The organism is Paenibacillus sp. Marseille-Q4541, assembly GCF_018310695.1.
GTDB lineage: Bacteria > Bacillota > Bacilli > Paenibacillales > Paenibacillaceae > Paenibacillus.
Genome location: NZ_JAGXCY010000046.1, coordinates 1 through 21,189, shown reverse-complemented (window position 1 = coordinate 21,189; position 21,189 = coordinate 1). Strand labels below are relative to the sequence as shown.

At 37.8% G+C, this 21,189-nt stretch carries 23 protein-coding genes and 2 other annotated features; of the genes, 3 read left to right on the top strand and 20 right to left on the bottom strand.

What is annotated here, in order from left to right; all coding sequences use genetic code 11:
- Positions 1 to 54: 54 nt before the first annotated feature.
- Entirely contained in the window at positions 55 to 627 is a 573-nt protein-coding gene (locus KFT32_RS24815) for a sugar O-acetyltransferase (protein WP_211750061.1), read from the bottom strand.
- Positions 628 to 730: 103 nt separating this feature from the next.
- Positions 731 to 1,762, bottom strand: coding sequence for an ROK family protein (locus tag KFT32_RS24810; protein ID WP_211750060.1), 1,032 nt, complete (start codon positions 1,760 to 1,762; stop codon positions 731 to 733).
- Positions 1,763 to 2,015: 253 nt separating this feature from the next.
- Between KFT32_RS24810 and KFT32_RS24805 the strand changes: the two genes are divergently transcribed.
- A complete protein-coding gene (locus tag KFT32_RS24805; RefSeq protein WP_211750059.1) occupies positions 2,016 to 3,389 on the top strand; it encodes an MATE family efflux transporter in 1,374 nt (457 codons plus the stop codon).
- Positions 3,390 to 3,454: 65 nt separating this feature from the next.
- Here KFT32_RS24805 and KFT32_RS24800 read toward each other — a convergent pair whose 3' ends face one another.
- The 6 genes from KFT32_RS24800 to KFT32_RS24775 form a co-directional block, all read right to left on the bottom strand.
- A complete protein-coding gene (locus tag KFT32_RS24800) occupies positions 3,455 to 4,501 on the bottom strand; it encodes a glycoside hydrolase family 53 protein (RefSeq protein WP_211750058.1) in 1,047 nt (348 codons plus the stop codon).
- A 238-nt stretch (positions 4,502 to 4,739) separates the two neighbouring features.
- Positions 4,740 to 5,267, bottom strand: a complete 528-nt coding sequence (locus KFT32_RS24795; RefSeq protein WP_211750057.1) for a GNAT family N-acetyltransferase — start codon at positions 5,265 to 5,267, stop codon at positions 4,740 to 4,742.
- Between the two features lie 40 nt (positions 5,268 to 5,307).
- On the bottom strand, positions 5,308 to 5,979 hold the full coding sequence (locus KFT32_RS24790) for an HAD family hydrolase (RefSeq protein WP_211750056.1): 672 nt from the start codon (positions 5,977 to 5,979) through the stop codon (positions 5,308 to 5,310).
- 156 nt (positions 5,980 to 6,135) lie between these two features.
- On the bottom strand, positions 6,136 to 7,566 hold the full coding sequence (locus tag KFT32_RS24785; protein WP_211750055.1) for a DUF4179 domain-containing protein: 1,431 nt from the start codon (positions 7,564 to 7,566) through the stop codon (positions 6,136 to 6,138).
- Between the two features lie 20 nt (positions 7,567 to 7,586).
- Positions 7,587 to 8,093 carry an RNA polymerase sigma factor gene (locus KFT32_RS24780; RefSeq protein ID WP_349304949.1) on the bottom strand — a complete coding sequence of 169 codons (507 nt, stop codon included), beginning with the start codon at positions 8,091 to 8,093 and terminating at the stop codon, positions 7,587 to 7,589.
- Positions 8,094 to 8,441: 348 nt separating this feature from the next.
- Positions 8,442 to 8,981 carry a YdhK family protein gene (locus KFT32_RS24775; RefSeq protein WP_211750054.1) on the bottom strand — a complete coding sequence of 180 codons (540 nt, stop codon included), beginning with the start codon at positions 8,979 to 8,981 and terminating at the stop codon, positions 8,442 to 8,444.
- A gap of 146 nt (positions 8,982 to 9,127) precedes the next feature.
- Positions 9,128 to 9,353 (top strand) — a binding site (T-box leader).
- A gap of 81 nt (positions 9,354 to 9,434) precedes the next feature.
- On the opposite strand from KFT32_RS24775, the gene KFT32_RS24770 reads away from it, so the two are divergent.
- A complete protein-coding gene (locus KFT32_RS24770; protein WP_211750053.1) occupies positions 9,435 to 10,796 on the top strand; it encodes a sodium-dependent transporter in 1,362 nt (453 codons plus the stop codon).
- 86 nt (positions 10,797 to 10,882) lie between these two features.
- On the opposite strand, the gene KFT32_RS24765 is transcribed toward KFT32_RS24770, so the two are convergent.
- Positions 10,883 to 11,551: a helix-turn-helix domain-containing protein gene (locus KFT32_RS24765; RefSeq protein WP_249436125.1), complete on the bottom strand. Its 669-nt coding sequence runs from the start codon at positions 11,549 to 11,551 to the stop codon at positions 10,883 to 10,885.
- 181 nt (positions 11,552 to 11,732) lie between these two features.
- Here KFT32_RS24765 and ytaF point away from each other — a divergent pair, with 181 nt between their 5' ends.
- Positions 11,733 to 12,356, top strand: a complete 624-nt coding sequence (gene ytaF / locus KFT32_RS24760; protein WP_211750052.1) for a sporulation membrane protein YtaF — start codon at positions 11,733 to 11,735, stop codon at positions 12,354 to 12,356.
- 109 nt (positions 12,357 to 12,465) lie between these two features.
- Here the strand turns inward: ytaF and KFT32_RS24755 are convergent, their stop codons facing one another.
- The 11 genes from KFT32_RS24755 to KFT32_RS24705 all read right to left on the bottom strand — a co-directional run bounded on the left by KFT32_RS24755 (position 12,466) and on the right by KFT32_RS24705 (position 21,110).
- Complete coding sequence (locus tag KFT32_RS24755) at positions 12,466 to 13,896, bottom strand: MDR family MFS transporter (protein WP_211750069.1); 1,431 nt, start codon at positions 13,894 to 13,896, stop codon at positions 12,466 to 12,468.
- 212 nt (positions 13,897 to 14,108) lie between these two features.
- Complete coding sequence (gene asd, locus KFT32_RS24750) at positions 14,109 to 15,194, bottom strand: aspartate-semialdehyde dehydrogenase (RefSeq protein ID WP_211750051.1); 1,086 nt, start codon at positions 15,192 to 15,194, stop codon at positions 14,109 to 14,111.
- Between the two features lie 189 nt (positions 15,195 to 15,383).
- Positions 15,384 to 15,646 (bottom strand) — a binding site (T-box leader).
- Between the two features lie 77 nt (positions 15,647 to 15,723).
- Positions 15,724 to 16,191: a hypothetical protein gene (locus KFT32_RS24745; RefSeq protein ID WP_211750050.1), complete on the bottom strand. Its 468-nt coding sequence runs from the start codon at positions 16,189 to 16,191 to the stop codon at positions 15,724 to 15,726.
- Positions 16,192 to 16,327: 136 nt separating this feature from the next.
- Positions 16,328 to 16,696 carry a DinB family protein gene (locus KFT32_RS24740; RefSeq protein ID WP_349304950.1) on the bottom strand — a complete coding sequence of 123 codons (369 nt, stop codon included), beginning with the start codon at positions 16,694 to 16,696 and terminating at the stop codon, positions 16,328 to 16,330.
- Positions 16,697 to 16,831: 135 nt separating this feature from the next.
- Complete coding sequence (locus tag KFT32_RS24735) at positions 16,832 to 17,392, bottom strand: ATP-binding protein (protein ID WP_211750049.1); 561 nt, start codon at positions 17,390 to 17,392, stop codon at positions 16,832 to 16,834.
- 59 nt (positions 17,393 to 17,451) lie between these two features.
- The gene (locus tag KFT32_RS24730) at positions 17,452 to 18,087 is read right to left on the bottom strand and encodes a hypothetical protein (protein ID WP_211750048.1); all 636 of its coding nucleotides are present in this window, start codon (positions 18,085 to 18,087) and stop codon (positions 17,452 to 17,454) included.
- A 14-nt stretch (positions 18,088 to 18,101) separates the two neighbouring features.
- The gene (locus KFT32_RS24725; protein WP_211750068.1) at positions 18,102 to 18,707 is read right to left on the bottom strand and encodes a hydrolase; all 606 of its coding nucleotides are present in this window, start codon (positions 18,705 to 18,707) and stop codon (positions 18,102 to 18,104) included.
- A 29-nt stretch (positions 18,708 to 18,736) separates the two neighbouring features.
- Positions 18,737 to 19,291 (bottom strand): GNAT family N-acetyltransferase, encoded by a 555-nt coding sequence (locus tag KFT32_RS24720; RefSeq protein WP_211750047.1) that lies wholly within the window; start codon positions 19,289 to 19,291, stop codon positions 18,737 to 18,739.
- A gap of 35 nt (positions 19,292 to 19,326) precedes the next feature.
- Positions 19,327 to 19,731: a hypothetical protein gene (locus tag KFT32_RS24715; RefSeq protein ID WP_211750046.1), complete on the bottom strand. Its 405-nt coding sequence runs from the start codon at positions 19,729 to 19,731 to the stop codon at positions 19,327 to 19,329.
- A gap of 13 nt (positions 19,732 to 19,744) precedes the next feature.
- Positions 19,745 to 20,218, bottom strand: a complete 474-nt coding sequence (locus KFT32_RS24710) for an NUDIX hydrolase (protein WP_211750045.1) — start codon at positions 20,216 to 20,218, stop codon at positions 19,745 to 19,747.
- A 142-nt stretch (positions 20,219 to 20,360) separates the two neighbouring features.
- A complete protein-coding gene (locus tag KFT32_RS24705; protein ID WP_211750044.1) occupies positions 20,361 to 21,110 on the bottom strand; it encodes a GNAT family N-acetyltransferase in 750 nt (249 codons plus the stop codon).
- Between the last annotated feature and the right edge of the window lie 79 nt (positions 21,111 to 21,189).

Sequence of the window (21,189 nt, the reverse complement as noted above, 5' to 3'; positions counted from 1 at the left end):
CAAAGAAGAGTCCAATATTGGACTCTTCTTATTGCTAAGATTTTTATTAGAATACTATAGTTCAATTTCTCGAATTATTTTCGCGGGATTTCCACCAACGATCATATTGTCAGGCACATCTTTGGTAACCACTGCCCCGGAACCAATCACGACATTATTTCCGATAGTAACACCAGGATTAATAACTGCTCTACCACCAATCCATACATTATTCCCTATGGTTACTGGTTTCCCGCACTCTGGACCTGCAATACGTTCAAAAGGGTTCAGTGGATGGGAGGCAGTATAGATATGTACACCAGGTGCGATCATGCAATTGTCCCCTATACGTACTTCACATACATCAAGAATGGTACAGTCAAAGTTAGCATAAAAATTTTCTCCAACATGAATGTTAGAACCATAATCACAGCGAATATTAGGTTCCATATACAGGTTTTCACCCGTCGAGCCGAAAAGTTCTTTTAAAATCTTAGTGCGTGACTCGCTATCGGTTTCTATTGTCTGATTATACATACGTGTTAATTTTCTAGCTCGTTCTCTTTCTTGTGTCAATTGTGGATCTGAAGCCAAATACAGTTCCCCATCCAGCATTTTTTGTTTTTCTGATTTTGTTATCGTTGTCATGATCTTTCTCCTTCGTGTTAAGTTAACGTATCTTTAAGTACCAACAAAACGCCATACCGGATGGACTCAGGATTCAAGGTGAGTTCAGCTTTCATCGATTTCCCTATCGCCGCTTCTCTACAAGTTGCAAAGAATAGGCTAAACTTTCAAGTGTCATAGCAACCAGCCCATTCATATAATCATCATCGGGATGTTCCAACACGATAAGCTCAGGCATATGTATACTTGGTATATCCTCAAGACATTTTTCAAAAATAAGATCTACATCAGATATACTGACCATATCCCCGGTTAGGGCTATCGTTTCAGGGTTGATTATCGCAATCAAACTTACGATCGCCCGCGAAGCTAGTGGAATAAAGGTGTCCGGTTGATGAAGTTGCTTAAATTGCTCCTCCCGAGATATTCCAAAGGGTAAAAATGAGATTTCACCTGCAAAACGTGTATTCCCCTTATGAATATGGCCATCGACCATGATACCGGCACCTGGAAAACTACCTTCGATAAAAGTAACCACAGCAATCGTCTTATCCTCATCGTAATCTTGCTTTTTATAAAAACCATATGCAGTCAAATTCATGTCATTATCTATGATCACTTCAACCTCATACTTTGTCCTAATTTGAGCTTCTAATGGGACATTTATCAGTTTTTTGATATCACAGATGGTAATTATCCCTTGATGAGCTACCCCTGGGATCCCGATACCCACTGCCTTGATATGATTATTTCTTTCAATCATTTCTCCGATCAAGCTATCAATTGCAGACGCGTCAACCTCAGCTAATTCAATATATCCGTGTTCAATAGGTTCACCTGCCAAATTAGACACTGTATAAGTTAACGATTGTTTATCGATCTCCGCTTTGGCATAGATACAGGCAACATATGAGAAGTTAACATTGTAGACATAACGTCTAGCTGGGCGTCCTCCACTTGATCCTTCAAGTTCGGTTTCGATGACTTCTCCTAACTCATGAAGTTCATTAAGAATATTTCCACAGGTGGCGACGCTGAGTCCAGTAGCGCTTGCAATCATTGATTTTGTTCCATACTCCATGGATTTTAAAGCTTGCTTAATCAGTTCTTGATTAATCTTCTTGACTCGAATCGAGTTGTTCGTGATTTGATTCATTTCTCACTCCTCCACTTATTAAAACAGTTTTAATAAGTGTTATTATAATAAGTTACTTTATTCTTGTCTAATTCATTTGTTTTGACTATTGTTAGAATATCAACTAATGCTTACTATAATTTACATGTTCTAAGTTCATGTGATTGAAAAGTTATTTCTCGGGGAGGTTGCATAAATATAATATGGTGTAGGAAAAAAGGATTTCTGATTACAATTTAATTACCAATTTAATCACTTTAAGGAGTACGACTCCATGAGTCTTTTTGTCCGCGAAAGTCTGTTTTATAAAAGTTTTTTCAAGTTGATTTTTTTTATTGGTCTTCAAAATGTGATCACGATCGGAGTAAATCTGTCGGATAATGTGATTCTCGGCGGATATAGTGAAACCGCTCTCTCTGGGGCATCCCTTGCGAATCAAATTCAATTTTTTGTATCTATGCTCGTTATGGGGGTTTCTGAAGCCGTTGTCATTCTAGGATCTCGTTTTTGGGGAGCTAATCAGCTTAATCCGATGAAGAAAATTAGCAGCGTAGGGATGGCAGTTGCACTCACTCTTAGTATGAGCATATGGATTGTTGTCTATTTTTTCCCTGCCCAATGTCTATCGTTATTAACGAATGAGCAAAGCATTATTGCCGAAGGCGCACAATATTTAAAAATCATTTCGTTTTCCTATGTCTTTTTTGCCATCACGAATATATTGTTAGCTTCGCTACGAAGTATGCAAATTGTAAAAATCGGATTAATGGTTTCCCTTTCTACGCTTGTTATTAATATTTGTTTGAATTATCTGCTTGTTTATGGTCATTTTGGTTTTCCAAGAATGGGGATCAGCGGATCAGCCATTGGTACATTAATTGCAAGAGTTATCGAAACGATAATCGTAATTCTATTTATTAAAAAAGCAAAGATCCCATTAAAGTTCACCTTTACTGATTATGTAAAAATAGATCTGCCCATGTTGAAGCAATATTTAAAAATCGGTTCACCTATTTTAATCGCTAATTTTATTTGGGCAGGTGCCATGGGCATACAAACAGGTATTCTTGGTCATATGGGAGAAGCATCCATCGCAGCAAATAGCGTAGCTACGACCATTTTTCAGTTAGTAACTGTCGTGATTTACGCTTCCTCCAGCGCAACTGCAGTTCTTATCGGGAAAGCTGTAGGTGAAGGTGCTTTAGACAGAGTAAAAGCTTATAGTAAAACGTTGCAAATATTATTTGTACTCATTGGAATCATCACAGGGCTCGTTTTATTCTTTACAAAAGATCATGTTCTCTCGTTCTACGCAATATCTGATGAATCTAAAGCTCTTGCCGTACAGTTCATGACCATATTATCCATTACCGTTTGCGGTACCGCGTATCAAATGCCTACATTAATAGGGATTGTTCGAAGTGGCGGAGATACGAAATTCACTTTGTATAACGATTTCATCTTTATGTTTTTCTTAGTCTTACCCCTTTCCTATTTGTCAGCATTCGTCTTTCATTTTTCACCAATCATTACCTTTGCTGTGCTCAAGAGCGATCAAATCCTCAAATGTGTCGTAGCTTTCATTAAAGTAAATAGATTTAAATGGATACGCTCATTTGATAATAATCACCATAACCATTCTCTATAAACTTATGAATAAGAACTTACAAAAAAGCGGACTTGTGATGAAACAAACAAGCCCGCTTTTTACTATTAATTCAAGAATCCATCTAAAGCAATCGTTGGCTTACCGTCAGCTTGCCATGCACCTTTCGCGTATCCCCCATTATAACCTGGTGTTGCTTGTGGTTCCCAATAAAAGACACCCAGTCCCTTACCACCTGAAATATTTCGAACATCATTTTTTATTTTTGAGATAAAGCTTTTCGCAGCTGCCGGCTGGTTATAGTCCATACCAATCTCGGAGATCATTACCTCTTTGCCATACTTCGAAATCATTTGATTTGCATTCGTAATGGTCTGCGTTACTTTCGTTGACCAATCTGTGGAAGACGGGTACAAGGACATGCCTACAACATCAAAATTCGCTCCGTTCGCAATCAGCCCTCCAATATTCCAATCAAAAACTGCACTGTCATACCCGTTTGCCAAGTGAACGATAGTCTTTGTACTGCTGCTAACCGACTTAACTGCGTTATGTCCCGTATTCACAAGCCATGCATAGTTTTTCATATTTACAGATGCTTTTCCATCATTCCATAACATCCCGTCATTGGTTTCGTTACCGATCTGAACCCAATCAGGGGTAACTCCTTTAGTCTTCATTGTGTTCATCACATAGACAGTATGAGACCATACTGCATCCATTAGCTGTTGAAAAGTATAATTACGCCACGCATATGGTTTATTTTGTTGCCCTGGATCTGCCCAAGAATCACTATAATGTAGGGTAAGCATGACACTCATTCCTAGATTCTTAGCTCGTAGTGCGAGTTCGGCCGCTTTTTCTGCATTCATGTAACCGTTTGCATAATCACTCATACTTGGATTTACCCATACACGCAATCGAACCGAGTTCATTTGATAATCGTTCTTCAGAATCTCTAGCACGTCTCTCGTAACACCATTCTTATCCTTCCATTTGTATCCTTGTGCTTCCATTCCTGCTACCCAGCTAATATCTGCACCCTTTGCAAAACTTGGCGCAGCCTCTGCTGGCTTATTACCAAACGAACCCATAGTAATGAGCATCATAGAAAGACTCAGCAAAACCATCATCATTCGCCTCCCTTTTAACATTGCATTTCCTCCTTTTAGTGGTTCCATGAATAGTCTATTCATGTTTTCAATTCAAATTGTAAGCGTTTTAATTATTGAATTCTAGGATGTTTTTTCAAGATTTTGGATCTAATTGCAACATAAAAAACCTCGGGTAAACGAGGTCTCCATGAAATATGAAAAATATGAAATCATCTTAATGATTACTAGAGTACATGTAAATGCGTTTCAACCGACTCTTCGTTCCTTTACTTTCGAACTACAGCTCTTTAATCATATGTATATCCTTAGGTTCTTTATTAAAGAGCTCCTCATCAACCTCGGCTGTTATTTGACTCCCGTAATTTTTATAAAAAGAAACAGCGGACCTCGTTTCAGTTGATGAAATATACAGCGTTTTGGCTCCTCTGGCTCTAGCTTCATCTGCTAATTCGCTTAGAATTCGAGTTCCAATGCCTTGTCTCCGGTAGTTCCTAGATACATACATTAAGTCCACCTGAAGTTGATCCTGGTTTTCTCCTCTAAACTTGTGAGCAAGAACCCCAAATCCGATTAACAGTTCTCCATCAAATGCACCGATTGCAATCCCCCCGTTGTTTAACTCAAGTAAGTATCGTTCTTGTATCTCATCTAATAGTGCTTCATCCCAATTTGGACATTCGTGGTTCGCATTGACTTCCACTAACTCGTTATTATTCATTTCATATATAAGATCAATCTTCTCTGAACGGTCAATTTCTTTCAGTTTATGAACTTGTTCTAACGTCATTTTTTGGTGGGTAACCACTAGATTCTCCTCCTGTACTAGGTGAATTTGTTTTGTAGTCTTAACTTATTATTACACTGTGATTTGAAGTTAACAATGATCCTAATTCTTGAATGGTTTTTACCAAATAGGTAGGTTTGATATTTACTAGTTCTTCATTACTCCCAAATCCATAACCAACGGCGATGGATGCAATGTTCTGATGGTGAGCCCCTATGATGTCATGTTTGCGATCTCCAATCATTATCGTTTCTTCCGGGTTCAGATTGAAATTTTCAAGAAGATAACCGATTATCTCCGCTTTTGCTGATCTCGTTCCGTCCAATTCACTTCCACAAATATATTCAAAATACGAACTTAACTCAAAATGGTCTACTATCTGCTGTGCAAAAATCTGAGGCTTGGAGGTTGCTACAAAGAGGCGGACGTGAGCATCCTTTTTAAGCTGTTCCAACAATTCTCTGATGCCTTCATATACCTCATTTTCATAGAGCCCCGTTACTTTAAAATACTCTCTGTAGTATTCGATGGCGATTTTGGACTTTACTTCATCAAACCCATAGAAGTCCTGAAAAGAAACACCTAAGGGCGGACCAATGAATATTTCCAGCTCCTCCAGACTGTCTACCGTGATACTCATTTTGTTTAATGCATAACGGACAGATTTAGTAATTCCAATCTTTGGATCCGTTAGTGTTCCATCCAAATCAAATAGAATATTACAATATGTCATATCTAGTCTCCTCTTTATTTGATGATCATTTATTGGTTAGAGCCAGCAAGCATGCTAACTAAATTATAATCTATATTGAAAATATTGTAATTGTTATAAGTGTTAAACAAAGAAAAGCAGCGATTTATTCGCTGCTTTTCTTTGTAATCTCCTTAATTAATCCTCTGACAACAACTCCAAAGTCTGTTTATCCAATATCGGATTCCAATATTTTTCTATCTTTATTGTAAGAGGCTGCGGATAGTTCAGTGCTTCGGTTCCAAAGTTATACGCTTCCTCGGATAATCCAGAATCCTCTTTTAAAGATCTAGAAAAAGAACTTCCTATATGTGTGCTTACCAATGGTTTTTCGTCATGACTTACACCACTCGCATCCTGAAATTGTGTATCCAACCACATTGCAGTGCTTTTCATAAATTCCATCTTTTTAATTTCACGCTGGAAGAGAAACTCTCCAAGTTCTACTGGTTCTGTAGGCTTTATGATTTTGAGGTCATTGTCCGGCGCTTGGATGATCTCTTTCTTCTGAATGTCAACCACAACTTTCATTTGGTCTTCTGTCAAAGCAGATATCCCTGATGCGTGAAGTGCGATAGAATCAATACGATCCAATGTACTGCTGTTGAAAACAAGTGTAGTTTTTAGCTTGTCTGTGTAAATATCTGAATTATCAGAAGTGAGTATACTCGGGTAATATAACTTCTCCTTCTGATCTCCTGTCTTACTGATCAAAACTGGACCTACCAACTGAAAAATATGCTTCGTATTTTCTGGGTCATACTCCAAATCCACATAAGTATGTAGTGGGGTATAGACGACTTGCTTCACATGAATCTGTTGTCCGTCAATCGTCATCGTTCGATCTGTGTTCACGGTCCGAATCTGGCTCTGAAACATAGTAGAGTCAAGCTCGAATGCAACTTTTAATTCCGTTTGCTTTCGTCCTTCTCCAATAGTAATCTCATATCTTGCCTCTTTCGAAGTAGCGGTGGACGGAGTAAGGTTTGTGGTATAAATAAAGTTTTTAGTGTCACCTGGGTAGATGATATTGTTGCCTGATTGTGCCAGTTCTACGGATGCGCCCAGTCCTAGGCCACCAGAGACTTCGACTCCTCCATAATAATAATTAGGATCGGCTTGAGTTACTTCTTGATCTGAATTATTCCTTACACTATACAGGACGTATAGTTTTCTACTATCAGTGACCGCTCCGAGTACTTCTAATCGGTAACCGTTTTTCTCCACGCTCTGATATACAGGTTGGATTAAATTATTATTTAGTACGTTTTCAAGCGACTTATTTGTGGAAAAGGCGTTCGAATCACTCCAGCTTTTTGTAGTGACTGGTTGCCCTGAATAGGTATTCGGACCTGTATTCAATAACACATCTGATGAAAGGAAAATCAATACAGCAACCACTGCGGCAATGAATGCCCCTCCACCGTAGGTAATAATTCGTTGTCGTTTCCGCCCTTTTTCAATACCAATACGAACAGCGCTATTAAGTTTCATTTCTCTTACTTGTTCACTATTCTCCTTCACTTTCTGGGCATCTTGGGTAAGAATACGTTCTTCTTTATCCAACATTCTTATCTCCCCTCCTATAGCTATAGATATTTCCGAAGCTGTTTCAGTCCTTCTCGAACCCAGGTTTTGATTGTGCCTTCCGGCTTCTGCAGTATCTTTGCAATTTCAGGAATCGTCATGTCTTGATAATATTTCAACATAACCACATGACGATATTTATTCTTCATCTGATCCATTGCCCGTTCCAAATCTATCCGATCATTATTTTTCATTTCATGAGCAGGTTCATCCATCCATTTTCCGACTGGAAATACACGTTTTTTTCTCCTGAGCTCGTCCATACAACAGTTGATCGTAATTCGAATAAGCCAAGGGGTGAAGGATTCTTCACTATTCAGCTTTTTTCTTTTTAGCCATGCCCGGCAAGTTGCTTCTTGTATCACTTCTATTGCATCTGCTTCATTGCGTAGATAGCTATATGCGATTGAGTACAGTTTGCGCTGCTGGCCAGATAGATACTTAATAAATTGCTCCTCATTCAAAAGATCAAAACTTGCTTTTTTTGCTTGATTTATTGTTTCTTCCACCGTGTACCGCCCCCTTTCTCTCTGTATTTTGGTATCGAGCAAATCGGTATAACCTATTTTTACAAACGTAAGACGTAATAGAACAGGAAAACGATTGAAAATTTTTAAAATACTAACCAAATGAACAATAGAGCATTGTTGTGTTGTTATAGCAATTAAAAAAGCAACCTACCTTTTGGCTCTGGAATCCAAAGGCAGGTCGCTTTAGGTTAAACCTTTCTCACGAACACTCAATGACTGAAACTTATAGAAATCTAGTATAAACTCATGTTATCAAAAAAAGAAAGCTTGTATTCGTAACGATACAGGCTTTCTTTATAAGTAATTTATTTAAAACTTATTCAAGTTTTATTTTGCGGAAAGTTCACTTTCTGTAACCCATTTGTGATTTTTTACTGGTTCTCCACCCGTGGCCGGCGTGTAATCAACCATATACACGGTCGTATCTTCTGCTGAATCAATGACTGCAATAGCATCTTTCATACCAGGCATGTGGTCTGCCTCTAAGGTAACTTCTGTCCCCGGTTTCAAAGTTTGATTGCTCACGTCTTTAATCTCTTCGTGAATAACCCATTTATGATTTTTCACGGGTTCGCCTCCCGTGGTTGGGGTATAAGAAACAGCATAAGCTGTCGTATCATAGGCGCCCACAATGGTAGCTTTCGCACCTTTCATACCTTCCATGTGTTCAGATTGTATAATCGCTTCGCTTCCTACCGGATAGGTAGGATTGTTTGCTTCTTTTAAACCATTCGGAACTTCCCCTGAACTAGAATGGTTCATCTCTGAATGATTCATATCAGAAACAGGCTGTCCACTTGACTCATTTCCACATCCACCTAACACGATAAACGCTGCGACACTAAGAAAAAGCAGTTGTTTTTTCATTACATTCGATACCTCTATTCCTGTATTTTCATGCTTGTACAAACAATTTACCCATTTGGTTATGCCTGTAAACTAATGCATAATACAAAAAACACTTGACCAATAGGTCTCAGCATACTATAATTTCGACTATTATTATGAATATCGAACGAGCGACGAAGAGAACTTTATTAAGCCGGTCTCCCTGTTAACAGAGAATCAGTGGTTGGTGGAAACTGATACAAAGATTTGGTGAATTTCATTCTTGGAGCTTTTTTTATACTGCATCTTAGAGCAAGTAGTATAAAAACGGATAAAACCGTTATTTTAACAAGTGGGAAACAAGATTGTTTCCAATTAGGGTGGTACCGCGTGAATAGCCACGTCCCTATCTTTTAAAGATAGAGACGTGGCTTTTTTGTCTTCTATTTTGTTTCGTGGAGGACGTAATATTAATAGATTGGATTGATAAGCATGCAAACCTCAGAGCAGTGGTCATCGAAGATTGGTTTTATTTTATCAGCAGCAGGGTCAGCCATAGGTGTAGGCGCGATATGGAAGCTTCCTTATGTTACGGGTATAAGTGGAGGAGGCGCATTCTTTCTTCTCTTTATCTTATTCTCTTTATTCATGGGTTTTCCATTGTTATTAGCAGAGTTTGTGATTGGGCGAAGCACACAAAAGGAAGCAATAAGCGCTTATCGGAGTATAGCTCCTAACAGTAATTGGAGTTGGATTGGAAAGTTAGGGGTATTCACTTGTTTCCTCTTGTTATCTTTTTATAGTGTCATTGGTGGTTGGATTGTTATCTATTTTGTAAAAGGGTTGTTTGGAGGAATTATAAGCGAAGGAGCAGATTATGGATCCGTCTTTAACCAAACCATCGGAAATCCAATATTAGTCATCGCAGCTCAATTTGTATTTTTGGCGATTACGGTTCTCGTTGTGGCAAAAGGGATTCAAAATGGAATTGAAAAAGTGAGTAAAATTTTGATGCCTGCTTTATTTATTCTGTTTATCGTCCTCATCATTCGCTCTCTTACACTTGATAACGCGATGGAAGGCGTGAAATTCTTTCTCGCACCTGATTTCTCCAATATTACATCTGAGAGTATTCTGTTCGCTATGGGACAAGCCTTTTTCTCATTAAGTGTCGGTGTATCTGTTATGGTTACTTACAGTTCTTATCTCTCTAAAAAAGAAAGCTTAATTCAACCTGCGATTTCCATCGTATCGATGAATTTATTAATTGCCTTATTGGCAGGATTAGCTATTTTCCCAGCTGTATTTTCTCTAGGTTTAGAGCCGACCCAAGGACCCGGTTTATTGTTTGTTGTATTACCTGCCGTGTTTGATCAGATTATTTTGGGAGAGGTTTTCTTAATAGGTTTCTTAGCATTATTTTTGTTTGCCACATTAACTTCGGCCTTTTCGATGTTAGAAATTATTGTCGCTTCTGTAGTGAAAGACAAAAATGGACAGAGACAGAAATATGCCTACCTAATTGGTGGTCTCATTCTCATTGTGGGCATTCCTTCCGCTTTATCTTATAGCGTGTTTTCAGATATTATCATTTTCTCAAAGACCATTTTTGATTCAGCAGATTACTTAGTAAGTAATATTCTAATGCCACTCGGTGTGTTTTTAATTTCTATTTTTGTTACACAGAAGATAAAGAAAAGCACTTTGCGTGAAGAACTGTTACAGCATTCTCGTTTAGGGACTGCGGCATTTAATATCTGGTTTTTTATTATGAGATTCGTTATTCCAATCGTTATTATCATCGTCTTTCTTGATATTACGGGGATTCTTGATAAAATCGTGTCCATTTTTTAGATCAATTCGCTCCTATGATGGAGTGTTTATCTAACCAACCGTGCTGAGTGTTAGCAGAGTTTCTGTCTAACTTCAGCACTTTTCTTTTAGAGTGATTTTTCTCCTAACTTCTTTAATCGACTCAAAACGAGTTGAACAGCAATCGCATCATCCAAATAACCAATCGGAAACACATAATCCGGGATCACATCAGCCGATAAAATAAAATACAACAACGCACTTCCAATAAGAAAACGATCAGTAATTGAAGTTTTATCGTCACAGTACCGTGTATACAATTTCTTTAATTGTTGGATAAACGGGCCTATTGCATTGATTTGATTTATTTTGTTGTTAAAATCATGCTTAATCAAACGGTCGCCTTCTTCGGTTTGCGCATATTGTTCATACTTTGATAGCTCCATTTCGATATCGCTATTAGTGAAATTTGTATCATAAAACTGGGAAGTTCCCAATGTTTCTAAAATATTTTCGATAGATTGATCATAAGCGAGATGATTATCGTTCTTGTCATTACTTTTATTATGATCTGAAGATCCAACGAGCTCTTCGATTGAAATCTCCAAGTGGTTAGAAAATAGCTTCAGGTGACTGAGTTTCGGTTCCTGTTTCCCGCTTACGATTCGTGAAATCGTCGCAATATCCATCCCACTCATTTCGCTGAGCTTACGCATGGTAAGCGAACGTTTCTTCATGAGTTCCTTGATCAGCTCTCCGATATGAAGATCAGCGGAATCCTCAATTTTCGTCATCATACTCCCTCCTTCCTTAATAACAAACGTAAGTTATTCTATGAGAGATAATTGTGAAACTCCACATATTTCTAAACCATTTGTAATCACGTCTGTTGAGAATTTACATATTTTCTGCACTCTTTTCTCAACAAATCATACACTTATAGCAAATTCAGCATCATGAGGAGGGCAATATTTCATTATGGTCTGGTTACTCATCTTTGGATTTGCGATTTCTTCCAGTCTAGACAATTTAGGTGTAGGTATTTCTTATGGAATTAGGAAACTAAAAATTAGTCATTTCTCAAACTTGATTATTTCGATCGTATGTTTTTTGTTGAGCTTTTCAGGGATTTGGTTTGGAAAATGGATCTCAACGGTTCTGCCGGGCGCTCTCCCCGTTTTCCTGGGTGCTTTCGTCCTAATCATTATCGGACTTCGGATTATTTTGCTTGCATTTCCTCAACATGAGCAAGTTGAAACTCAAGAAAGCCAAGCAACGAAAGGAATTGGAACGTTACTTCAGAATCCTGAGCGATTTGACATGGACGTTTCGAAACATATTGGGATCGGGGAATCTGTCATTTTAGGAATTGCACTCTCGGCAAATGCGCTCACCAACGGCTTGAGTGCTGGACTGATTGGTTTATCTCCCTTTGCCATATCACTAAGCGCAGCTGTCGGCAGTTTTTTGACCGTATGGCTCGGAGTATGGCTCGGAAAAAAAGTGGCTAATGTTCGTATTGGTTCCTTTACATTGGGGCAATTCGGAACGTTGCTAAGCGGCATCATTTTATTACTTATCGCAATTAACAACTTTTTATAACGAACAACAAATACAGATCGACTCACTACAGGTCTTATCTTAAACAATACAAAAAAAAGAAAGAAGGAAATATTTCTCTCCTCTTTCTTTTTTTAATCTGCTCTTTGTACTACACTCTAATTCTCTTGATGAAAAGCGAAGAAACAAAACCAATGACAGCAATGACAAACACGAACAAAAAAGCATTCTGAACGCCAGCGGATAAAGCTTCTGCTAATATCGCAGGGTTACTCGGATCCGTAGCCGTCTCCATAAAATGAGCTTGACCAGAAGCCAAATTGCTAATTGCAATGGCAACTCCAATCGCTCCAGCAACTTGTTGAAGAGTACCCATAACTGCGGAACCATCGGGATAATATTCCCGCTTTAATTGATTCAAACCGTTCGTTTGCGCAGGCATCATGATCAACGCAATACCAATAAACGTACAGCTATGTAAAACAACAATCATTATTACGGACGTGGTACTTGAAATTCCCGAGAATAAAAAAGTCGTAATAATGGCAATCAGAAATCCGGGGATTACTAAGTATTTAGGTCCGTATCTGTCAAAAAGTCGCCCCGTAATCAATGAAGTAAGTCCATTTAAAATTCCTCCAGGAAGTAAAACAAGTCCGGCCGCAAAGGCGGTTAACAATAAACCTCCTTTTAGATACATAGGCATGAGTATAGACAATGATAAGTTCAACAGCATACATAAAAAATTGATAACAACCCCTAATGTAAACATCGGTGACTGGAACACTCGTAAATTCAGCATAGGCTGAGCCAGTTTGAATTGTCGTAACGAGAACACAATTAGGGATACCATCCCGACAACAAGCGGGAGAATAACGTTTGGCTGCCCCCAGGCACCAACACCTTTCCCAGCGCTACTGAATCCATAAACGATCCCACCAAATCCTATGGACGATAAAACAATAGAAAGAACATCCACTTTCGGTTTGGTCAGCTTCGATACATTTTGCATATAAATCAGGCCAAAGATAAAAGAGAATGCAAGTAAAGGTAAACAGATCCAAAAGATCCCATGCCATCCGAGACTATCAATAATTAACCCAGACAAAGTTGGACCTATGGCTGGAGCAACCATCATCACAAGTACCATTAAACCCATCACCGTTCCCCGTTTTTGAGGAGGATATAACACTAAGATCACATTTGTCATGAGTGGCATTAGTAAGCCTACACCCATAGCTTGAACAATCCGGGCAATGAGCAGCATTTCGAAATTTGATGAAAGTCCTGCAAATAACGCACCTACTATCGATAGTAGTAGTGAAGAGATAAAGATCGTTCTCGTAGTAAACCATTGAATGATAATGCCAGATATCGGAACTAAAATACCAAGAACCAACATATAGCCTGTTGTTAGCCACTGGACATCCGACGTTCGAATATGGAAATCACTCATCACATTCGTGAATGCCATATTTAATGCCGTTTGATTGAATAGACCGATAAATACACCGATCAAAAGTGTTGCCAAGACGGGAGTAGGTTTAATTGCTGGTTTTTCCATTGGCATTGCAAGATTCATGTTCATAAAATATAGGTTCTCTTCCTCTCAAAATTAGGTTATCTATATCAATGAGCAAAATTACATGAAGAACATTATACCAGCAGCCCCCACTTTTTTCCATATATTTATAATTGTTCAGATGAATACGTCAGATTTCTACCTTACCAAAATGAAAAAGGCGACAGCTATCAGCTGTCGCCTTAAAATATTAGGTAGGTATCGAGAGGTTCCTATTTTGCTTGAATATATCCTTCTGCTTTCAGCAATTCAGCGATCAGAACGGCACCGCCTGCTGCTCCGCGCAACGTATTGTGTGATAGTCCTACAAATTTATAATCATATATCGAATCTTCACGCAATCTGCCTACAGAAACTCCCATACCGCGCTCAATATCGCGATCCAGTTTCGTTTGTGGTCTGTTGTCTTCTTCAAAATAAGTGATGAACTGTTTTGGCGCACTAGGCAAACCAAGCTCTTGTGGACGTCCTTTAAATTGTTTCCAACGATCAAGAACTTCATCTTTCGAAGGTTTGTTCTCAAACGATGCAAATACGGTAGCTAAATGGCCATCTGTAACAGGAACGCGAATACACTGCGTAGTGATCAGAGGTGAAGTTGCTTTAATGATTTCTCCATTTTGAATGCTACCCCAAATGCGCAGTGGTTCTTGCTCACTTTTCTCTTCCTCACCGCCAATATAAGGAATAACATTATCCAGCATATCCGGCCAATCCGTAAAGTTTTTGCCAGCTCCGGATATTGCCTGATATGTTGATGCAACGACATTCGTTGGTTTAAAATCAAGCAATGCATGAAGTGCAGGAACATAACTCTGAATGGAACAGTTAGGTTTTACTGCAATGAATCCTCTTGAAGTTCCGAGCCGTTTTCTCTGTGCTGCAATGACTTCAATATGCTCTGGATTGATTTCCGGAATGACCATTGGAATATCAGGTGTCCAGCGATGTGCTGAATTATTAGAAATGACAGGCGTTCCCGTTTTTGCATATGCTTCTTCTAATGCTTGTATTTCATTTTTCTTCATATCTACTGCGCAAAAAATAAAGTCGACATCCGCAGCAACTTCTTCCACTTTCGAAGCATCCTGCACGACGATATTTTTCACATCTTCAGGAATTGGACTTGCTAATTTCCATCTTCCTTGCACCGATTCTTCATAAGTTTTTCCTGCAGAACTACTACTTGCTGCAATGGCCGTTACTTTAAACCAAGGGTGTTCATCCAGCAATTGAACGAAGCGTTGACCTACCATACCTGTTCCACCAACAATACCAACTTTAAGTTTTTCTGACATAAGTGATTCAATCCTTTCGAAGTGGCGTCTGTACTTAGCTCATGGGACCAATATCCTAAGGGACAAGGTCATATTATAAAGTTCTTCTAGATAACTATTCAAATCATTTGATTTGGTGTATATTCCTTACATTTGGACTGATATTGCGTTAAGAAATAATAAAAAAACCCCACCCCCAAGACCATAAGTCTTAGGGACGAGATTAATATACTCGCGGTACCACCCCAAATTTGCCAATATGTCGCCATATTAGCCTCATCGAGTACGGCATTACAGTGAATACATATACTCTAGCTCTGTAACAGGAGCTCCTGGCACACCATCCACTCTACATAGGTTTCCGATGTGCTGCTCTGAGGCTTTGTTCAATAAGGAATCCTTTACCCCTTTTCAGCTGCCGGAGCTCTCTGTACAAGAATTCTTTTATTTACTCTTCTCGTCATCGCATTTGTTATGATTATGATCATTATATATAAAACCATTTCTCGGGTAAACAGTAATTATAAAATTTTCTTGCTTCAATGTTCTTTTAATGTAACATCGCTTCTATTAAAGAATAATCAAAATCATTTACGACCTCATAAGTCCAGGTGTATTTTTTGTGTATATTGATACTATTTTGAATCTCCATTATTTTATCTTTATTGAAATTCACATCAAGCGAAGGTCCATTATCTGGCTGTATCATCACCTTATAATAATTGGAACTTGATATGGAAAGTTCTTTATCACTTCTATTTAGTTTGATCTCCGCAAAAACGTTCATGATCTTGTTTATCGTTTGGATGTCCGTTACTGTAATTGACTTTACGTTCTCCCCATCTAGAAATTCCGCTATATATATCGAAGAAATCACTTGTGAGCCATGAGGGTCTCCAATCTCATCCACAACTAGTTCCTGAAATGAAGTCCGGGCATTGCGCGTATCGACTACGACTCCAGTAATGATGATCAGGGAGACAATAGCTATAAAAATGTACCAAGACCACTTACTCATAATAACACCAACCGGCATATTCAATAAAATTGAAGTTATATATTTTCACAGTTTCCTCCGTATGCAAAACACCATAATTAGATATCGTTACATTATTCACCTTCTCATAGCGTAGTTTTCTGGTGACCGTAATAATTCATGCGAAATGTTGTTCTTTGCTCAGCTGCCGTTTTAAAGCTTGAATTGCGCCCATATGTAATCCTTCATGAAATATGGTTCTAATGAGCACCTGTTCTATTGTATGCATCCCCATCTCCGTCGGAGCAAATTCTTCGTCCATACGATCCTGATACTTCTCTTGAATAATACGAGGTTGCTGTTGCAAAATCGGAATGAGCTGGGAAAATGTCGGGGTCTCAGCAGTGAACTGGGATGGACTCGTACCATAACCAAACCATTCATTACATTTCATAGGGATTAGTAATTCCTCTTTTGTCAGTGTCCGGATCCATAAGTATTGATCCAAACAAATATGTCCCAAATTCCACCGAATGTTATTATTCATTCCCATCGGTATTATCTCGGCCTCTACTTCAGTACACCAGCAACCATATCTAGCAGCTCTCTCCGATACGTATTCATCTGTTCAAATAAGACTTCATGCCTTCTTTCCATAGTAGGCCCCTCCCATTTTAACTCCTTATAGACTTCGAGAAATATTCACAATTTTTTGAATCACATCATGAACTTCATCTGACTGTTGAATCACAAATAGCTGATCAGCTTCAACTGCTGATGGTGCAACCTCGTCAAGATTGTGAGAGTCCGTCTGTTGTCTAATAAGTACTTCTTCAAAAGTAGACGCACTTCTAAATACATTTGTACTCCGCTGACTTATAGCGACTCGCTCTTCAAGAACATGATCTGAAAGATCAAAATTGACCAGGATTGTCCTAAATCCTTTATCTCGAAAATAAGCTAGCAAATTCACTCGACCTTCGCGTACTCGATTTGAGTTGCATAGAATCAGATGAAAATCAGTCTGATGTACAGCGTAATCGACTATTGTTTGCGTAATTACATATTTGATAGTATTAGGTCCTTGCTTCGGTTGAAGGCTTCTGTAATGGGTATTAATGAATTCGGCATGGTTATCTTGGTCTATCACAAGGGAGTTGTGCATCTTTTGTTCCAAAGCTCTAGCAAACGTTGTTTTCCCGCTATGGGTTTTACCAACTGTTATGACTACAATTCTTGTCATCAATAAACCTCCACACTCTTATTTATCTTGTTATCTGAAGGTTCCGATAAAAATTCGAATTATCTTAGGGGATATTGAAGGATAATTGGTTCAGTAATTAATTCTTCTTTAAAGCAATAACTATGATCTGCTCCAACAATACAAAGAATTTTCTTACCTTGGTTTGATGCTATTGTATTTTTCACTCTTTGAATCATAATCTGATTTCTTATTATCCAACGAAAGTTTTGAGCTTTTGGATTGATCTGAAATAACCATGCATATTTTTCTTTTGTTACATTATCAAATTCAATCGAATTAAATGGGATATTCCCAAAAGAATGAGTACTCATTTGTTTTGAAAACCATTCATCGCTGATTCTCTCTACTTCCTCACGTTTCTCTCCTGAATAATCGTTAAAAGGATTGAAATTTTCCCACACATCTAATTCAAACCAATCTATGGGTATAAACTCAACGTTACGCTCTTCACAGTACGGGAAGATCAGTTCCCAGTATTCACTTGCAGGTTCACCCCAATAGCCTTTTTCATTTTTATTATTTATGTATTTCCCCCAACTTTGAGGGTGTACTTCACCACAAATAATATCAGGATTAAAATCACTGATGATGTCTTTATACAACTCAAGAAAACAATTGTATTGTTTTCTTAATTTCTCATCATGAATTGTTCCCAGGATTCCAACAGCAGTCAAACAGATCCCCTCCTTCATAGTATAGATTTCATATTCAATATTCCCAACTCAACTGATGTCTCTATATAACCAATGATCTGAACAAACGCAAAAACATGAAGTTTTTCATTCATAACTTCTTTGTCGTACTCCATATCCTCTAATACATAAGAAATAAGCGCGTCTACCTCTTTAGACTTAACTTCTTCCAAATCCATTATCGTAGGCAGAGAACTAAGCAATTCTCTCAATTCCTCTGTACAACCATAGTATTCTAATAATTTTCCATTCAGTAAACGGAAATCATTATGGTATAAATGAAGTAATTCTTTATCAGCTTCCATTCGGTTCCTCAACCAAGGAAGATTAAAGCCTTTCAACCATACATCATCAGCAATCAAATGTGTGAAATAATCCAATATATAATGATCTTTAATTTGAGCACTATATTTCTGTAAAAATCCTTTATAATCAATGTATCTTGAAAAATCTTGTATTTCACCTTTGAAAAAATGGGAGAAGTCCTTCGTGGAGACAGCATCCGGAGCAACGCCCCCAATTAAAAAGGCGGTTCTATCTTTTATTGATAAATGTTCTGCAATTTTATTCGTAATAATCAAGTGCATTATTCTTGAACCCATAATTCCCCCTTGTTCTAACATGCCATTCCTCAGATCTTCTCTGAATCATATTCATCTTTTAGTAGTCCATAGTACATCAGATCTTCATATACACCCCATTTTTTTGCATGCTGTCTTAATAATCCTTCGTATCTCATACCTATTTTCTCCATTACTTTTCCCGATGCAGGATTCTTTCCTAGATGCCTTGCAAATATACGATTTAATTTCAATTCTTCAAAAGCATACTTCACTATTCCTTTTGCCGCTTCAGTACAATAGCCATTATTTTTATACTTTTTCCCAATCCAATAAGCAAGTTCCCCATGATCAAACTTCTTATTGATTCCTATACTTATAGCTCCGATTACATCGTCGTCTTCCTTATGTACAACAGCTAAAGTAAGTAAGCGGCCTTCATTAAAATCATCTGCATGTGTTTCTATCCATTCTTTTGCCACTCCATCATCATATGGATGTGGGATATTTAATGTCATTTCAGCAACATAGATATCTCCAGCTAATTCTTGTACTACCTTTGTATCATCAAGGCTAAAAGGTCTTAATATTAATCTTTCTAATTCAATTATAGGCAATGTTTTCATAGATAAAGTCCTCTCCTCCATTAAATAGCTGTTTTTTACGTCTTGATTGTTGTCAGTGATTTTATCAGTGTTAATCCACTAACGATTCCGAATATCGTGCTTCCTTGATGTGTGCTTACGATTTTGAAGATCTCTATATTCTCTATTTCAAAATACATGGCTAAGATTGGATAAATGAGTAGTAAAAAGGAAGGAACAAACACGATCAATAATAAAGGCCAGTTGAGTTTAAGAGCTCTTGGAAGACCTTCTAACAAAGCTAGATATAAACCATAGATAAACGGCATAATCGCAAATATCCAAATCACACCTTCTAATTGATATGACTTTTGCGCTTGATCCGTATAATAATCAATTAGAGAGTTCCCATAATGTAATAAAACTGCCCCTACGATGATCCAAATTAGATAAAATAAAAGTCTTTTATTGTTTATCTTCATGGTATCACTCCATTTATTTCGTCTTTATGTGTTTTATCGATCTTGTGTTTGTGCCATACTGTTTCGTTAAAAGTTGTAGTAAACCATCCGGTATTAATTTCACTTGCTCCCTTGTTTCTAAGAAATATTGAATTGGCTTCCAAGTTGCCTTGTATTCAGCTGCTCCTTCTTTTCCATCGATCTCTTCCCGATCATATTGTGATCTGTCTTTGAATCTAACTTCATATATAAAATCAATTTCATGTCCGATTTCTTTCCCAACGCCAAAAATATTCTCAATAACTGATATCAGGATGGGTTCTTCCACTTCTTGATTCAATTCTTCTCTCAATTCTCTGATCAGCGTTTGCGTACTATTTTCGCCAAATTCTATCGTACCTCCAATGGGTCGATAATACGTTGTTGGAATCCCAGGGTATTGAATCTCCTCTACCAAAATACAATCATTTCTCTTAATGATAGCCAAAGAAACTGAGCGTATCTTCATTTATATTCCCCTTAACTTTTAATAAAAAAAGGAAAGCTCCACGTCTCTCCTATCATTTTTGGAAGTATTTACATTGTAATAAACGCCATCTACAGACATCATGCTCGGAGCAAATCCAATATCGGTGACTTTATAATTATTCCTAATTAGATAAAGTTTCAAAATCCTTAAAGTCACATCGCCAATCTGTCACAAAAGCTGGATAATATCCTACTCGGTAAGCGACTCTTTGCGAAGCAATATTACTTGAGATCACATCGTATAATGGTATACAACCCCGTTTTAATATTTCAAAAGTTATCCTGTTTACAAGATAAGTTGCTAACCCCAGATGACGATATTCAGGAAGTACCTCTAAACCAAGTTGCCACATCTTTGCACATACATTAGACGCTCCAACCATGCCAACAATTTTCCCATTCTTCTTCGCAAGTACTACCAATACCGTTTGATAGGGATGATTCCTATCAGATATAATTGCATCTTCAAATCCTTCAATCCCGAGTAAACCGGAAATTTCTTCGTTCTCAACTACTTCATAAGAGAAATGTTCTGGTGGTGACATCGGCTGTATCTTCTTTAAATCAGGAAGAAAATGAAGGTACAATCCTTTAATAAAAGGCAAAGAAAATATGCTGTCCCTATCTTTTCCTTGCATTTGTGCTTTGGCAATGGATAGTCTTTCTGGCGTTGCGGATACCACAATCGATTTGCCCATAGATAAAATTTCAAAATAACGTTCTTTTCTGGGATACGGCCTGCGTCCTGGATTTTCTTTTGCGGCTACAAAAATAACACTGTCTTTTTCTCTATTCAAGTCATCGATTGTGCAATTTAGATCAATTGCAAGCTGGGTTTGTACAATATGTATCATCTCTTTATGTAGCATCATAGATTATACCTCCTCTTAATACTTAATTTTATTTAAGTTCCTTTAAAATCCCTTTTAAAAACCACAGAAACCAAATATT

What these genes read in the sequence shown, in the direction of transcription:
- KFT32_RS24710 (WP_211750045.1), bottom strand. Translation starts at nt 20,218, where the DNA reads ATGAAGATACGCTCAGTTTCTTTGGCTATCATTAAGAGAAATGATTGT.
- KFT32_RS24805 (WP_211750059.1), top strand. Translation starts at nt 2,016, where the DNA reads ATGAGTCTTTTTGTCCGCGAAAGTCTGTTTTATAAAAGTTTTTTCAAG.
- KFT32_RS24725 (WP_211750068.1), bottom strand. Translation starts at nt 18,707, where the DNA reads ATGGGTTCAAGAATAATGCACTTGATTATTACGAATAAAATTGCAGAA.
- KFT32_RS24770 (WP_211750053.1), top strand. Translation starts at nt 9,435, where the DNA reads ATGCAAACCTCAGAGCAGTGGTCATCGAAGATTGGTTTTATTTTATCA.
- KFT32_RS24745 (WP_211750050.1), bottom strand. Translation starts at nt 16,191, where the DNA reads ATGAGTAAGTGGTCTTGGTACATTTTTATAGCTATTGTCTCCCTGATC.
- ytaF (WP_211750052.1), top strand. Translation starts at nt 11,733, where the DNA reads ATGGTCTGGTTACTCATCTTTGGATTTGCGATTTCTTCCAGTCTAGAC.
- KFT32_RS24775 (WP_211750054.1), bottom strand. Translation starts at nt 8,981, where the DNA reads ATGAAAAAACAACTGCTTTTTCTTAGTGTCGCAGCGTTTATCGTGTTA.
- KFT32_RS24790 (WP_211750056.1), bottom strand. Translation starts at nt 5,979, where the DNA reads ATGACATATTGTAATATTCTATTTGATTTGGATGGAACACTAACGGAT.
- KFT32_RS24735 (WP_211750049.1), bottom strand. Translation starts at nt 17,392, where the DNA reads ATGACAAGAATTGTAGTCATAACAGTTGGTAAAACCCATAGCGGGAAA.
- KFT32_RS24810 (WP_211750060.1), bottom strand. Translation starts at nt 1,762, where the DNA reads ATGAATCAAATCACGAACAACTCGATTCGAGTCAAGAAGATTAATCAA.
- KFT32_RS24720 (WP_211750047.1), bottom strand. Translation starts at nt 19,291, where the DNA reads ATGAAAACATTGCCTATAATTGAATTAGAAAGATTAATATTAAGACCT.
- KFT32_RS24815 (WP_211750061.1), bottom strand. Translation starts at nt 627, where the DNA reads ATGACAACGATAACAAAATCAGAAAAACAAAAAATGCTGGATGGGGAA.
- KFT32_RS24800 (WP_211750058.1), bottom strand. Translation starts at nt 4,501, where the DNA reads ATGTTAAAAGGGAGGCGAATGATGATGGTTTTGCTGAGTCTTTCTATG.
- asd (WP_211750051.1), bottom strand. Translation starts at nt 15,194, where the DNA reads ATGTCAGAAAAACTTAAAGTTGGTATTGTTGGTGGAACAGGTATGGTA.
- KFT32_RS24785 (WP_211750055.1), bottom strand. Translation starts at nt 7,566, where the DNA reads ATGTTGGATAAAGAAGAACGTATTCTTACCCAAGATGCCCAGAAAGTG.
- KFT32_RS24765 (WP_249436125.1), bottom strand. Translation starts at nt 11,551, where the DNA reads ATGATGACGAAAATTGAGGATTCCGCTGATCTTCATATCGGAGAGCTG.
- KFT32_RS24740 (WP_349304950.1), bottom strand. Translation starts at nt 16,696, where the DNA reads ATGAATAATAACATTCGGTGGAATTTGGGACATATTTGTTTGGATCAA.
- KFT32_RS24715 (WP_211750046.1), bottom strand. Translation starts at nt 19,731, where the DNA reads ATGAAGATAAACAATAAAAGACTTTTATTTTATCTAATTTGGATCATC.
- KFT32_RS24755 (WP_211750069.1), bottom strand. Translation starts at nt 13,896, where the DNA reads ATGAATCTTGCAATGCCAATGGAAAAACCAGCAATTAAACCTACTCCC.
- KFT32_RS24705 (WP_211750044.1), bottom strand. Translation starts at nt 21,110, where the DNA reads ATGATGCTACATAAAGAGATGATACATATTGTACAAACCCAGCTTGCA.